Below are 13,390 nucleotides of genomic sequence, written 5' to 3'. Positions count from 1 at the left end.
GGAGGTGTTCTTTATGACAAAAAAAATAGGAATTGAACAGTCGTTATCAGATGTAGAAGCTGCATTAAGAGAAAAAGGATATGACGTTGTCATGATGAAAAGTCCTGCAGATGCAAAAGGCTGTGACTGCTGTGTCGTAACAGGGCTAGACAACAATGTGCAAGGTATTGCCGATACAGTAACACAAGCACCAGTCATTACAGCTTCCGGGATGACTGCTGAAGAAATTTGCAGCGAAGTTGAAAGCAGAATTCAGTAAAGTAAAAACCGAAGCAAAAGCTTCGGTTCTTTTGTTATTCTGTTTCTTTAGGAAAAGCGCGGTCGAGTGCGGTTTTTATTTCTTTTCTCAGCACTCGTTCGACCCGCCACTGTTCCATATTTTCTGTTTTGGCAATGACTCTGATCACAAATTCAGAGGTTCCCAGCTCTTGAATGCCAATGACATTAGGACCCTCTTTTATTTGCGGAAGAGCAGCTGCCGTTTCGTCACATACATGTTGTAAGATGTGAATGGTTTCATCGAGGTTTCTTTCAGCCGGGACTTTAATATCAACCAGCGCCTGCATCGTTCCGCGGGAATGGTTGCTTACATTTGTGATGTTCCGGTTCGGAATGTAATGCAGTGTGCCGTCAAAGCTGCGGATTTGGGTTGTTCTTAAACCGACCTGCTCCACAATTCCGTCAAAAGTCGCAACGGTTATATAATCTCCGACATCCAATTGTTTTTCAAGCAGAATAAAAAAACCTGTCACGATGTCGCTGACAAGGCCTTGGGCGCCAAAACCGACCGCCAGACCTACGATTCCCGCACCTGCTAAAAGAGCGCTCGGGTCGTAATGAAACAAATCCAGAACCATAACGAAAAAAATAAAAATCAATATGTAAGCAAATACGTTAAGTGTCAGGCTTCGGAGCGTGTGAGCGCGTCCGATAGACAGGCTGTTTTGGGCTTCAAATTTTGCAAATAGATGTTTAATAATTCTCATGCCTACAGATCGAACGATAAAATAGAGGCAAATCATAATGACAAGCTTAATGAGTAAAACACCCGCACTGGTGACAAGACCTGCCCAATCATACTGTGTAATAAAATCCATGTTGGAGCTTCCTTTCTGAATGTGTTGCAGCATGTTAAAGTTTGTTTCCCTATACATGAACATGTTAAACTTTTTACCGTAAAATGTCGAAGGCAAAGACATGTATTCTTTGTTAAAAATTGACTGGGAAAATGCGGTTCGATATAATGGTCATTGTGAGGTTATTGACGAAATAAGGAATATTTTCCTTTATTTTCTTATCCATCTGGCTTTTAAAGCCAAACTATCAATTGGAGGGATACATATGGCAGAACGTATGGTAGGTAAACAAGCTCCTCGTTTTGAAATGGAAGCAGTCCTTGCAAATAAGGAATTTGGCAAAGTAAGTCTTGAAGAAAACATGAAAAACGACAAATGGACAGTTCTTTTCTTCTATCCAATGGACTTTACTTTTGTCTGTCCGACAGAAATTACAGCGATGTCTGACCGTTATGACGAATTCGAAGATCTTGATGCTGAAGTGATCGGCGTTTCAACTGATACAATCCATACTCACTTGGCGTGGATCAACACAGACCGTAAAGAAAATGGTCTTGGTCAGCTGAAATATCCGCTTGCTGCTGATACTAACCATGAAGTATCCCGTGAATATGGCGTTTTAATTGAAGAAGAAGGCGTTGCACTTCGCGGATTGTTTATTATCAATCCTGAAGGCGAGCTACAATATCAAACGGTTTTCCATAACAACATCGGCCGTGACGTTGATGAAACGCTTCGAGTACTTCAAGCACTTCAAACAGGCGGACTATGCCCGGCTAACTGGAAACCAGGTCAAAAAACACTTTAATTCTTTTTGAGAACGAAAGAAAAAGGTCTAACAATTCGTTAGGCCTTTTTGACTCTTACTGCTCACTAGGAGGGAAAAGCGATGAAATTACGTCAGCCAATGCCTGAATTGACAGGAGAAAAAGCTTGGTTCAATGGTGAAGTAACAAAAGAACAACTGATTGGAGAAAAACCGACACTTATTCATTTCTGGTCCATCAGCTGCCACCTGTGCAAAGAAGCAATGCCGCAGGTGAATGAATTCCGGGACAAATATCAAGACAAGCTGAACGTTGTAGCTGTTCATATGCCTCGCTCCGAAGATGACCTGGATCTCGACAAAATCAAAGAAGTAGCTGCTGAACATGACATTACTCAGCCTATTTTTGTTGACAGTGACCACGCCTTAACCGACGCATTTGAAAACGAGTATGTGCCTGCGTACTATGTGTTTGATAAAACCGGACAGCTTCGTCATTTTCAAGCCGGCGGCAGCGGCATGAAAATGCTTGAAAAACGTGTGAACCGCGTTCTGGCTGAAACAGAACAAGCAGCTGAATAATTGTGCGCAAATTAAAAACCTGATCCTAATCAGGTTTTTTTATTTGCGCAAAAAAGGAAAAGAGTAAGAAGCTTATTTTTCCATATTTGGGAATGAGAAAAACGTTTTTTAATGATTTATCTTCTAAAAACGAGACCTAATTTCTTATGTTTTTCTGCATATTTAGATATTTTTCATATCTCTGAACGCGAAAATTGTAGATATTACACTAAATTTCATTAAAGAAGTAATTAAAAGATATATTTTCAACTTTATTCCAAATGACTGACATAAGCTCTCGAACCCTTGTGAATAAAGAGTTCTGTTAAAAAATAAAACATTTTCAGAAAATAAGGAATTTTTCATAGAGTAAATATAATAGTAAAATGCTAAAATAATAGTTGATAAAATTACTTTTGTAATCTAATATCTTAATTAAAGATGTTAATTCTGATAGGGGGTACATTGAGGAATGTTTAATGAAAGAGAAGCTTTGCGCTTGCGATTAGAACAATTAAATGAAGCTGAAGTGAAAGTCATTCGTGAATATCAAATTGAACGCGATAAAATATACGCAAAATTAAGAGAGCTGGACAGAAATGGAAGCACTTCCGAAACGAAAAAGGAGTTCCGTTCTGAAAGAAAAACTGACTCTCTGCCAGTTCTCGCCGAGCTTGCAGCTCAGGAAATCAGAAGCTATCAGCCGCCATCACAGCAGCAGTCCGCCCAGCCTCAGCTTCAATCTATTTCCTCTCTTCCTGCCGGTATACCAGATGGAGCGACTAGAAGAAGAAGAGGAACGGCAAGACCGGGATCTAAAGCAGCTAAACTGCGTGAAGCGGCTATTAAAACATTAAAACGCCACAACGCGGCAATTAAGAGCTCCGAACTTCAAAAAGAGATTGAAAAGGAAAGCGGTCTTGAAATCCCTAATATGACAACGTTTATGCAAAGTTTAATTAAAATGTATCCGGAAGTGAAAAAACCGTATCGCGGCCAGTACATTTTAGAGGGTGACATCGAATCAGCTGAATCAGCAACAGAATAAGCACACAGAAAAACTGCTTGGGAGCTCAAGCAGTTTTTTTATTATTGGGTTTTTTTCGGTGAAGGTTTGTTTTCTTTTTCAAGATTAAGCTTATACACCCATTTTTGATAAGGTTTTTCTTCGGCGGCACGGCTCTTCAGCTCTTCAATTTTATGATTGATAAGCTGGTCAGATGATTGGGCTCTGGTCAGCTGTTTTTGAAGCTCATTTACTTGTTTTGTGACATCTTCAAGGATGGTCTCTACATGACTTGACGGTGCGTAAACGGTTTGAGCTTCTTCTGCCGTTTTTTCTTTCTGTTTCGCACCGCCATCAATATCGGCAAAATGAGAAGCAATCCAGGCATCACTTTCATCAAGCTGCCGTTTGTACGAAATAATAGTTTCTTGAAATAGTTTTTCTTTCGTTTTTTCTATTTCAAGCAGCCTTTCTTTCGTTTCTATGATTCGGTCTTTCATATGATCTATTTCTATTTTGATATGTTTTAGCTGGTATTCTTTTTCTATCATTTGCTCTTTCAAGCGTCCGTTTTCGGCTTTTATCGTTTCAGCTTGCTGCTTCGCTTGAAACAATTCGTTCTGTTCCCGCTGGATAGAGGTATTAAGATGAATAATTTGTTTATGCAAATTTTTATTTTCTTCCTCAATTTTGATTTTTTCGATATGAAGCTTATGTTTTTCTTCGATTTCGGTTTTGCGTTTGTAGGTTTCTGCGGAAAGAAGCTCCTGCAAGGTGACGATTTTATCGAGCAGTTCGGCTCTCATTTGATGCAGTGTATGGCTCGTATAGGAGGCGTGTTGTTCTTTCATTGACATTTGCTTTAGCTCAGCGGACAGCTGCTGAAGTTTTTCTTTCATATTGGTATTTTCTTTAAGCAGTTTGTTATTTTTCTGATGGAAGTAGCTTGCCTCAAGCTCGGAAATTAGTTTACGGCACCTTGACAGCTCTGATTTTAAATAAAGGTTCTCCTGTGACACGTCATGGAAAAAAGGACCTGTTCTTTTCAATCGAACCATCTCCCTCATGATGTTAACATTACAATATGCAAATACTGAACAGCTATTCCTCTTTAATAAACAGACAAGCATTGGCGTTGGGGCCTTGCTTTTGCTATGCTTTTGGTAACTAGAGGTGAGAGCATGAAACATATAAATGTACTTTTAGCAGGAGGAGCCTCACGCCGGTTTGGGGAGCCCAAGGCGTTTGTAAAATGGAGAGGCCGCATGTTTTACGAATGGGCTAAAAAGTCGCTGGGTGAGCAAGCGGTCATCATCAGCCGTCCCGAGTTTATCGATAGATTTCAAGAGAATGGCGAAACCGAAGTGTATCAAGACGCGGAGCCGTTCCAAGGAATGGGCCCATTGGCTGGTATCTATACTGCTTTTGAAAAGACAGACGGTGACCTTTATACGATTCTATCCTGTGACACACCACTGATACGAAAAAGGACGATGGCGGAGCTCAGGCGCATGGTAACTGCCGATACGGACGCAGTCATCCCGATATCAGGCGGACGAGTGCAGCCATTGATAGCACTGTATCATAAAAGGATTATGCCTATTCTATATGAACAGCTATCTGAGAAAAAATTAAAACTATCAGATTTCCTAGACCGTATTTCAGTTCGTTACGTACAGGCAGAGGAAATCGCGGCAGTGCCGGAAGAGTTTATGAATATTAATACACGACATGACTATAGGCGTTTGGAAGAACTCAAGACATTCTCCTGGTGGGACTGACGGGCCGAAATCATGGTATGATTGACATAAAAGATAAGGAGATCAGGTTTGATGGAAGAGCGTTATTCACGGCAAATCAGATTTAAGCAAATTGGAGAAGAGGGCCAGCAAAGACTGGCAGACAGCCGCGTGCTGATCGTAGGAGCAGGAGCGCTCGGAACAGCCGGAGCTGAAGGGCTATCGAGAGCGGGAGTTGGAACCGTCACCATCATTGACCGTGATTATGTAGAATGGAGCAATCTGCAAAGGCAGCAGCTCTATACAGAAAGCGATGCGGAACTCCGCATACCAAAAGCTATGGCTGCCAAAGAACATTTATCCGCTATTAACAGCGGCATACATATTGAGGCATACGTTACAGAGGGGACGGCTGAAACGCTTGAACCGCTGATTGAAAAAGCGGATGTTGTCATCGATGCAACAGATAATTTTGAAACACGCATGCTTATCAACGATCTAGCTCAGAAAACAAAGACACCGTGGATTTATGGCGCTTGTGTAAGCAGCCAAGGGATGTTCATGACAATTATTCCGGGGGAGACACCTTGTTTGTCTTGTTTGTTTGAGCAAATTCCTGTCGGCGGAGCGACGTGCGATACAGCGGGGATTATTCCGCCTGCTGTCCATATGGTTTCAGCCTATCAGCAGGCGGAGGCGCTGAAACTGTTAACGGGAAACACAGAAGCGATACAGCGCGGCTTTGTCACGTTTGATGTCTGGAACAATTCACATATGAAAATCAACGTTAGCAATGTACGAGTCGAAGATTGTCCGTCATGCGGCGCACACGCAGTTTATCCTTATCTTCAAGACTGGAACACGCCAAAAGCGGCTGTGCTGTGCGGCCGTGATACGGTTCAAGTCAGATCAGAGTCATTAAAAAGAATACCGAAGCAGGAGCTCGCCAGTCGGCTGAAAACAATCGGCAAGGTAGAGGGCAATGCATTTTTGCTTCATATCTATTATGAACATTTCAGAATCGTCATTTTTAATGACGGACGGGCTCTGATACACGGAACAAGTGATGTGAAAGAAGCCAATTCTGTGTTGGCAAGAGTAATCGGATTGTAACAACAGGAGGGTTCAGAATGCTGGAGAAAAGAACACCGATACCGGTAGATGAAGCTGTTCGGCGTCTCAGCCGATTTCAAAAACGAGGGGAAACAGAATGGGTGGCGCTTGAAAACAGCCTTCACCGATTTTTAGCTGAAGATGTAACGGCAGATCACCATGTGCCTGCATTTGACCGTTCGCCATATGATGGTTTTGCTGTCAGAGCATGTGATACGGCTGAAGCTTCACGCGAGCACCCTGTCCGCTTTGAGGTCATTGACCATATCGGAGCAGGAGCTGTATCTGAGAAAGAACTTGCTGCGTTTCAGGCAGTGCGGATCATGACAGGTGCGCAAATTCCAAAAGGCGCGGATGCCGTGGTCATGATTGAGCTGACTCAAACCTTTGAAGAGAATGGTCAGCCGTTTATGTCTTTAAAACGCCGCTTCCAGCCAGGGGACAATATTTCAAAAACAGGTGAAGATGCTCAAAAAGGGAGTGTTTTAGTCAGAAAGGGCACGCGAATTACCCCGGGGGTAACAGCTCTTCTGGCAACCTTTGGATACGCTTCTGTGCCTGTCGTGAGAAAGCCTGTTGTCGGGATTATCGCTACCGGCACTGAATTGCTGAATGTCAGTGACCCGCTGGAGCCGGGGAAAATCCGTAACAGCAACGCCAGTATGGTATATGCACAAGTTATCGAAGCGGGCGCTTCACCTCTTTACTTAGGGAAAATCTCCGATGATCTTGATCAAAGCTTTGCTGCGGTCGAGGAAGCAATGGAAAAGGTTGATTTTCTAATCACAACAGGCGGCGTGTCAGTGGGTGACTTTGACTTTTTGCCTGCAATCTATGAAAGGCTCGGAGCTGATGTGCTCTTTAATAAAGTTGCTATGCGCCCGGGAAGTGTAACGACTGTGGCTCATGCAAACGATATGCTGCTGTTTGGGCTGTCAGGAAACCCGTCGGCATGCTATGTCGGTTTTGAACTGTTTGTAAAACCGATGATCCGGTCATGGCTGCTTCATGATAAACCGCATCCAATTTGCGCAGAAGCTGTTTTGACTAAGGACTTTCCGAAGCCGAATCCCTTTACCCGATTTGTACGTGCTTATGTACACCATCAGGAAGGAAAGCTGTTAGCGGCTCCCGTTGGATTAGATAAGTCAAGCTCTGTCACTTCACTTGCAGAGGCGAATGCGTTTATCATCCTGCCGGGTGGTACGAGAGGTTACGAATCAGGCAGAACGGTCCACGTGCTGCTGATCAGAGAAGAGAATGGAAGTGAGTGGCCTTGGTCCGTCCTTTCCCGATCGTCCAAATTGTAGGATTCCAAAACAGCGGAAAAACAACGTTGATAGAGCATATTCTTAAAAAAGCCGCACAACAGGGACTGCATGCAGGCTGCCTGAAGCATCACGGTCATGGCGGCGAACCGGAAGCATTCACTGAAGGAAAAGACACTGACCGTTACCAAGCTGCGGGAGCTGATGTAACAGCAGTAGAAGGAGCGGGTGTTTTACAGCTTACGGCCCGCCGTAAATGGGATCTCCCGCAGCTGATCGAGTTATATCGCTTTCTCGATATGGATTGCCTGCTCATAGAAGGCTTTAAAAAAGCTCCTTATCCTAAAGTAGTAATAGTACGAGATAAGGATGATCTGGCTGAACTGCAGGCAGTAAATATAATCGCAATTATATACAGAGAAAAAGAACAAACGGCTGCACACCAAGGATTACCCGTTTTTCACGCGGATGATCCTGCAGCAGTTGATTTTGTGCTTTTACAGCTGAAAGGGGAATCTGTGTAATGGGACGGTTTGAGATTACGAAAACACCCATCGTTACTGAAGATATCATAAAAAAAGTAGAGAAACGGGAAGCCGGAGCTATTACCACGTTTATCGGGACAGTTCGGGAGTGGACAAACGAAAAAAAAACAATCCGGCTGGAATATGAGGCTTATGAACCGATGGCTGTGCAGATGCTGGCCCAAATCGGGGCTGAAATAGAAGAGAAATGGAAAGGGGCTTCGGCTGCTATCACACATCGGATCGGTGTACTGGATATCGGCGAAGCGGCAGTTGTCATCGCTGTGTCTTCTCCCCATCGAAAAGCCGCTTATGAAGCCAATGAGTATGCAATCGAACGCATTAAACAGATTGTGCCTATTTGGAAAAAAGAAATTTGGGAAGACGGAGAGCAATGGATCGGTGACCAGCTTGAGACAACAGCTTATCCGAATGGAAAACCAGATGTAAGTGAGGGGGAGCAGCGTGATTAACATTCTTTTGTTTGCGGGACTTGCTGAAAAGGCCGGCACGTCAACGCTTGAAATTGATATGGAACAAGCAACAACCGATGATATAAAAGCGGTATTAAAGGAACAATACGGACTTGAATCAATTGATACGGCTATGATTGCTGTAAATGAAAACTACGTCAAAGAAAATACCTCAGTATCTTCCGGTGACAAGGTGGCTGTTATTCCACCTGTCAGCGGGGGATGAAAACCGGACGGCGATAAAGCCGTCCGGTTTTTGCGTTAAAAGCCATATCTCTCCGTTTTTTGCATATCCTGCTCATCATCCTGCATACAATGATTTTCTGTAAGCATTTATTTTACATAAGTCCCACCATATAAAGTTAGAGACCATCTCCATCATTAGATTGAATTTTCGAAAAAAGATAGAAATTTATTTCGGGAATCGATATAGTAAGGGTGAAAAAACTGGAAGGGTGCTGGGTATGGAGACATTTAAAAGATTAAAAGCATTTTATTGGCCGTACAGAAAGGTGTTTATGTGGTCGCTTCTGGCGATGCTTTTGATGACAGCCATTACGGTCGTTTATCCGATCATTCTGCAAATTACAATCGATGAGATCGTACTGGGGAGGCAGTATCAGCTTGCAGCATGGATCAGTCTGGGATTTATTGCGGTTATGGCTGTAAAAGGAACCGCCACTTTTTTTCATCAGTATTTAGGTGATATGTTTGGCATCAAATCTGTTTACCGGCTGAGAAATGGCCTGTATGCAAAACTGCAGAGGCTTTCTTTTTCTTACTATGACAACGCAAAAACAGGTGATTTGATGTCCAGGCTGACAGCCGATGTTGAAGGGCTCAGGTTTTTTTTATCCTACGGGCTTGCTGAGTTTATTCGATTCGGCTTGCTGGTTGCGATCAGTTTATCGGTCATGTTTTACTATTCGGTTCCGCTTACGCTGGTAACAATCGCTGCTTTGCCTTTTCTGGCGGTCGCAGTATATCAGTTTGACAAAAGAGTACACCCCGCCTTCCGAGGCATCAGAAAATCGTTTGCGAAACTCAATACAAAGGTGCAGGAAAATATCAGCGGCATCAACACAGTTAAGTCACTATCAAGAGAAGATTTTCAAATCAGCGCCTTTAATAAGGCAAATGCGGCCTACAGAACAAAATATTTACAAACGTCATCCATCTGGTCTGCGTATTTTCCGCTGATGGAGTTTATCGGCAATATTTGTATTGTGGCTCTTCTTTCATACGGCGGCTATTTGGTCATGCAAAATCAGCTGAATCCGGGTGAGCTTGTCGCTTTCTTCAGTCTGGTCAATTATATGATGTGGCCAATCATGAACTTAGGTTTTGTGATTAATATGTTTTCTCAGGCAAAAGCCTCAGGAGAGCGTCTGTTAGACATTCTTGATGAAGAGGAAGAGATTAAAGACCACGTTCATGCTTTACATCAGCCAAAGTTAACCGGAGATGTCTCATTCAAAGATGTAACTCTCACATACAGAAATGAACAAACGAACGCGCTTTCCGATGTAAGCTTTGAAGCAAAAAGCGGAAAGATGATCGGACTTTTGGGCCCTACGGGATCTGGAAAAAGCTCTGTCACACAGCTTCTCACTAGATTTTACAGTCCTGCAGGCGGAATCATCACGATTGATCATAAACCTATCACAAATTATTCATTAAAAACCCTTCGCTCAAATATTGGAGTTGTACTTCAAGAATCATTCCTATTTTCATCTACTATTCGATCAAATATTTCATACGGGAAGCCGGATGCTTCGATGGACGACATTATAAATGCGGCAAAAAGAGCTCAGGCCCACGATTTTATTATGGAACTGCCTGACGGATATGACACCATGCTTGGAGAAAGGGGGCTGGGGCTTTCTGGAGGCCAGAAGCAGCGCATTGCTATTGCCAGAGCCATCTGTTTAAACCCGAGCATTTTAATATTAGATGACGCCACAAGTGCAGTAGATATGCAAACTGAGCACAGCATACAGCTTGCGTTAAAAGAAGTCATGAAAAACCGCACAACCTTTATCATCGCTCACCGCATTTCTTCACTGAAACACGCAGACGAAATTCTCGTCTTTGATAAAGGTAGCATTCGTGAAAGAGGCAATCATCACGAGCTGCTTGCCAAAAACGGCTATTACAAAAAGATATACGATTTGCAGTATCGGGATGTCAATATGATAAATGAGCCGCATCAGGTCGGATAGGGAGGAACATATGAAACAAGCAAAAAAACAGGGGATTTTGGAGCGTTTCTATTATTCTTCAGATGAAATCATTGAAAAACCGTTTAACTGGGCTCAAATGTGGCGGCTGTTAAGCTATGTCAAACCATACCGAAAAACAATTCTGCCGCTTTCTTTTCTCACCGTTTTGATTGGGACAGCTGTGAAGCTTGTCATTCCCATTCTGATCGGTGTTTATGTTCTCGATCAAGCCATTACAGCAAAGAATTCGGAATTGCTGATGCAACTGATTATTTTGATCAGCGTTTTATACGCTGTTAATTATGCAGCCAATATGCTAAGGATCAGATGGATGAACCAGCTTGGCCAGCATGTCATTTACGATTTGCGCCAGCATTTATTTACGCATGTGCAGCGCTTGTCCCACCGATTTTTTGATCAGAGATCGGCAGGGTCTATTCTCGTCAGAATTATGAATGACATTAACTCCCTTCAGGAGCTTTTCACAAGCGGCGTGATTAACTTATTAACAGATTTATTGCTTTTGGCGGGAGTCGTCATCATTTTATTCACGCTGAGTCCTGAACTGACCATAGCCATCATGGTGACTCTGCCGATTATGTTTTTTATTTCAACAAGTCTCAGAAAAAAAATCCGCCGTTCATGGCAAACGGTGCGTCTGAAGCAATCAAAGCTGAACTCCCATTTAAACGAAAGCATACAAGGTATCCGCGTAACGCAGGCTTTCACGCAGGAACAAGAAAACATGGCGTATTTTGACGGAGTCAATCAGGAGAACTATCAATCATGGCGGGAAGCAACAAGAAAAAATGCTGTGTTCCGTCCGCTGGTAGAAATGACAAATGCGATAGGAACGGCTGTATTAATTTGGTATGGCGCCACACTCATCATGAACCAAACTATTACTATAGGTGTCTTCGTATCTTTCGCCTTCTATTTAGGCATGTTTTGGGAGCCTATTTCAAGATTAGGCCAGGTTTATAACCAATTGTTAATGGGGATGGCCTCGTCAGAACGGATTTTCGAGTTTTTAGACGAACAGCCGAACGTCAAGGAAAAGCGGGATGCCATTCACAAGAAAAATATTAAAGGCCATATCAGCTTTGAAGAGGTTGAATTTTCTTATGATGAAAAACGAAAGGCACTTCATGCCGTTTCCTTTTCTATTCCTGCAGGCTCGATACTTGCACTTGTCGGACACACGGGGAGCGGGAAAACAACGATTGCCAATTTAATCAGCCGATTTTATGATGCAACAGGAGGAACCATTAAAATAGACGGCATTCCCATAAAAGACCTGTCCATTGCCAGTTTACGCTCTCAAATCAGCATTGTGCTTCAAGATACGTTTATTTTCTCCGGAACGATTATGGAAAATATTCGTTTCGGAAGGCCTGATGCGTCAGACGAAGAAGTGATAAAAGCTGCTCAAGCAGTCGGAGCGGATGAGTTTATTTCTGGTTTAGCAGAAGGATACGAAACAGAAGTGGAAGAAAGGGGCAGCGTATTATCCGCCGGTCAGCGCCAGCTCATTTCCTTCGCAAGAGCGCTGCTCGCAGATCCTGCTATTATCATTCTTGACGAAGCCACGGCAAGCATTGATACAGAGACAGAAGTCAAAATCCAGCAGGCTTTAAAAACTTTGCTGAAAGGCCGTACAGCCGTCATGATTGCCCATAGACTGTCCACGATCCGCGACGCCGACCATATCATCGTTCTTGATCACGGCAGGAAAATGGAAGAGGGCAGCCACGAACAGCTGCTTGCGAAAGGAGGTATTTATGCAGGACTGGTGAAAGCGCAATACAGCATAGCTGCCGAATAAAAGCCTTCAGCTTGAAAATCTGAAGGCCTGTTGAATGATTTGGATATTTTTTAAAAAAATATGAAACTTTTTTTAGATCCTTTCGTATTATCAGCTAGATATGTTCAAGGAGGTTTTATATATGGAAGCAAATGTAGAAAAAAACGGCGGAGTGTCAACTGAAAAGCCATCCCTTTTTGGAGTGATCACAAGTCCTGGAACTCAATTTGAGAGAATAAGAGAAAGGCCGGTTGTATGGGGCCCGCTCTTAATTGTTGCGGCAATCATCATAGTTGGTGCTGTATTGCAGGGTCTCGGAACAGATTATAGCGAGCTTCTTAAAGCGACGGATACTGAAGGTTTATCGCCTGAGCAGATTTCAACTGTCGCCACTATTACCAAGTTTGGAGCAATGGCAGGTTCGATTCTCGGCGGAATTGCAGCTTTATTTATTGCACCTCTCATTTATTGGCTCTGTGTGAAAATATCAGGAGGCGTAACGACGTATAAGAAAATGCTTTCTCTCGGTCTGTTTGTCTCCTTAATCAGCAGCTTAGGATTATTAATCAACGGAATTGTTGCTTTTACAACTGACACAAGTTCACTTTACAGCATGACGTCACTTGCGGGAATTATTCCTTCAGACATGCCTTTAGCCAATGTATTAAATACATTTGAAATCTTCAGCATTTGGAGCTATGTATTATTAGCGATCGGTCTTCACAAAACGGGAGGCATCTCCAAAAAAGCAGGGTGGATATCTGTTATTATTCTTTTCGTCCTTTTGGTCGCATTTTCGTTTGTTTCAGGGGCGATAAACTCTGTGGCAGGTGCATAA

General features: G+C 43.0%; 15 protein-coding genes. 13 read left to right on the top strand and 2 right to left on the bottom strand.

Annotation, left to right across the window (positions count from 1 at the left end):
• Positions 1-13 precede the first annotated feature (13 nt).
• A complete protein-coding gene (locus MTN95_RS02840) occupies positions 14-259 on the top strand; it encodes a YkuS family protein (RefSeq protein WP_010334064.1) in 246 nt (81 codons plus the stop codon).
• 34 nt (positions 260-293) lie between these two features.
• Here MTN95_RS02840 and MTN95_RS02835 read toward each other — a convergent pair whose 3' ends face one another.
• Positions 294-1,097 (bottom strand): mechanosensitive ion channel family protein, encoded by an 804-nt coding sequence (locus tag MTN95_RS02835; RefSeq protein ID WP_105990728.1) that lies wholly within the window; start codon positions 1,095-1,097, stop codon positions 294-296.
• A 244-nt stretch (positions 1,098-1,341) separates the two neighbouring features.
• On the opposite strand from MTN95_RS02835, the gene ahpA reads away from it, so the two are divergent.
• The 3 genes from ahpA to rok all read left to right on the top strand — a co-directional run bounded on the left by ahpA (position 1,342) and on the right by rok (position 3,451).
• Positions 1,342-1,884, top strand: a complete 543-nt coding sequence (gene ahpA, locus MTN95_RS02830; protein WP_010334066.1) for a biofilm-specific peroxidase AhpA — start codon at positions 1,342-1,344, stop codon at positions 1,882-1,884.
• 81 nt (positions 1,885-1,965) lie between these two features.
• Positions 1,966-2,424: a thiol-disulfide oxidoreductase YkuV gene (gene ykuV / locus MTN95_RS02825; protein ID WP_059292859.1), complete on the top strand. Its 459-nt coding sequence runs from the start codon at positions 1,966-1,968 to the stop codon at positions 2,422-2,424.
• 451 nt (positions 2,425-2,875) lie between these two features.
• On the top strand, positions 2,876-3,451 hold the full coding sequence (gene rok / locus MTN95_RS02820; protein ID WP_024121230.1) for a transcriptional regulator Rok: 576 nt from the start codon (positions 2,876-2,878) through the stop codon (positions 3,449-3,451).
• A gap of 41 nt (positions 3,452-3,492) precedes the next feature.
• On the opposite strand, the gene MTN95_RS02815 is transcribed toward rok, so the two are convergent.
• Complete coding sequence (locus MTN95_RS02815) at positions 3,493-4,458, bottom strand: coiled-coil domain-containing protein (RefSeq protein ID WP_024121231.1); 966 nt, start codon at positions 4,456-4,458, stop codon at positions 3,493-3,495.
• 132 nt (positions 4,459-4,590) lie between these two features.
• Between MTN95_RS02815 and MTN95_RS02810 the strand changes: the two genes are divergently transcribed.
• The 9 genes from MTN95_RS02810 (at position 4,591) to yknW (ending at position 13,390) form a co-directional block, all read left to right on the top strand.
• Entirely contained in the window at positions 4,591-5,190 is a 600-nt protein-coding gene (locus MTN95_RS02810) for a molybdenum cofactor guanylyltransferase (protein WP_248336862.1), read from the top strand.
• Between the two features lie 51 nt (positions 5,191-5,241).
• Positions 5,242-6,261: a MoeB/ThiF family adenylyltransferase gene (locus tag MTN95_RS02805; protein WP_248336860.1), complete on the top strand. Its 1,020-nt coding sequence runs from the start codon at positions 5,242-5,244 to the stop codon at positions 6,259-6,261.
• A 17-nt stretch (positions 6,262-6,278) separates the two neighbouring features.
• On the top strand, positions 6,279-7,571 hold the full coding sequence (locus tag MTN95_RS02800) for a molybdopterin molybdotransferase MoeA (RefSeq protein WP_248336858.1): 1,293 nt from the start codon (positions 6,279-6,281) through the stop codon (positions 7,569-7,571).
• Complete coding sequence (gene mobB, locus MTN95_RS02795; protein WP_202852478.1) at positions 7,532-8,053, top strand: molybdopterin-guanine dinucleotide biosynthesis protein B; 522 nt, start codon at positions 7,532-7,534, stop codon at positions 8,051-8,053. The genes MTN95_RS02800 and mobB overlap by 40 nt, the downstream gene beginning before the upstream one ends.
• Positions 8,053-8,526 carry a molybdenum cofactor biosynthesis protein MoaE gene (locus MTN95_RS02790; RefSeq protein WP_105954146.1) on the top strand — a complete coding sequence of 158 codons (474 nt, stop codon included), beginning with the start codon at positions 8,053-8,055 and terminating at the stop codon, positions 8,524-8,526. The genes mobB and MTN95_RS02790 overlap by 1 nt, the downstream gene beginning before the upstream one ends.
• A complete protein-coding gene (moaD, locus tag MTN95_RS02785; protein WP_105990735.1) occupies positions 8,519-8,752 on the top strand; it encodes a molybdopterin converting factor subunit 1 in 234 nt (77 codons plus the stop codon). The genes MTN95_RS02790 and moaD overlap by 8 nt, the downstream gene beginning before the upstream one ends.
• Positions 8,753-8,990: 238 nt before the next feature.
• Positions 8,991-10,748: an ABC transporter ATP-binding protein gene (locus tag MTN95_RS02780; protein WP_248336856.1), complete on the top strand. Its 1,758-nt coding sequence runs from the start codon at positions 8,991-8,993 to the stop codon at positions 10,746-10,748.
• Positions 10,749-10,758: 10 nt separating this feature from the next.
• Positions 10,759-12,573 carry an ABC transporter ATP-binding protein gene (locus MTN95_RS02775; protein ID WP_248336854.1) on the top strand — a complete coding sequence of 605 codons (1,815 nt, stop codon included), beginning with the start codon at positions 10,759-10,761 and terminating at the stop codon, positions 12,571-12,573.
• A gap of 121 nt (positions 12,574-12,694) precedes the next feature.
• A complete protein-coding gene (gene yknW, locus MTN95_RS02770) occupies positions 12,695-13,390 on the top strand; it encodes a YknW family membrane protein (RefSeq protein ID WP_024121240.1) in 696 nt (231 codons plus the stop codon).

Origin of the sequence: Bacillus sp. 2CMS4F, assembly GCF_023161785.1 — a bacterium.
Lineage (GTDB): Bacteria > Bacillota > Bacilli > Bacillales > Bacillaceae > Bacillus > Bacillus halotolerans.
This window is presented reverse-complemented; position numbering and strand designations above follow the sequence as displayed.

What these genes read in the sequence shown, in the direction of transcription:
- MTN95_RS02800 (WP_248336858.1), top strand. Translation starts at nt 6,279, where the DNA reads ATGCTGGAGAAAAGAACACCGATACCGGTAGATGAAGCTGTTCGGCGT.
- yknW (WP_024121240.1), top strand. Translation starts at nt 12,695, where the DNA reads ATGGAAGCAAATGTAGAAAAAAACGGCGGAGTGTCAACTGAAAAGCCA.
- MTN95_RS02835 (WP_105990728.1), bottom strand. Translation starts at nt 1,097, where the DNA reads ATGGATTTTATTACACAGTATGATTGGGCAGGTCTTGTCACCAGTGCG.
- MTN95_RS02805 (WP_248336860.1), top strand. Translation starts at nt 5,242, where the DNA reads ATGGAAGAGCGTTATTCACGGCAAATCAGATTTAAGCAAATTGGAGAA.
- MTN95_RS02840 (WP_010334064.1), top strand. Translation starts at nt 14, where the DNA reads ATGACAAAAAAAATAGGAATTGAACAGTCGTTATCAGATGTAGAAGCT.
- MTN95_RS02790 (WP_105954146.1), top strand. Translation starts at nt 8,053, where the DNA reads ATGGGACGGTTTGAGATTACGAAAACACCCATCGTTACTGAAGATATC.
- rok (WP_024121230.1), top strand. Translation starts at nt 2,876, where the DNA reads ATGTTTAATGAAAGAGAAGCTTTGCGCTTGCGATTAGAACAATTAAAT.
- MTN95_RS02775 (WP_248336854.1), top strand. Translation starts at nt 10,759, where the DNA reads ATGAAACAAGCAAAAAAACAGGGGATTTTGGAGCGTTTCTATTATTCT.
- ahpA (WP_010334066.1), top strand. Translation starts at nt 1,342, where the DNA reads ATGGCAGAACGTATGGTAGGTAAACAAGCTCCTCGTTTTGAAATGGAA.
- MTN95_RS02810 (WP_248336862.1), top strand. Translation starts at nt 4,591, where the DNA reads ATGAAACATATAAATGTACTTTTAGCAGGAGGAGCCTCACGCCGGTTT.
- MTN95_RS02780 (WP_248336856.1), top strand. Translation starts at nt 8,991, where the DNA reads ATGGAGACATTTAAAAGATTAAAAGCATTTTATTGGCCGTACAGAAAG.
- ykuV (WP_059292859.1), top strand. Translation starts at nt 1,966, where the DNA reads ATGAAATTACGTCAGCCAATGCCTGAATTGACAGGAGAAAAAGCTTGG.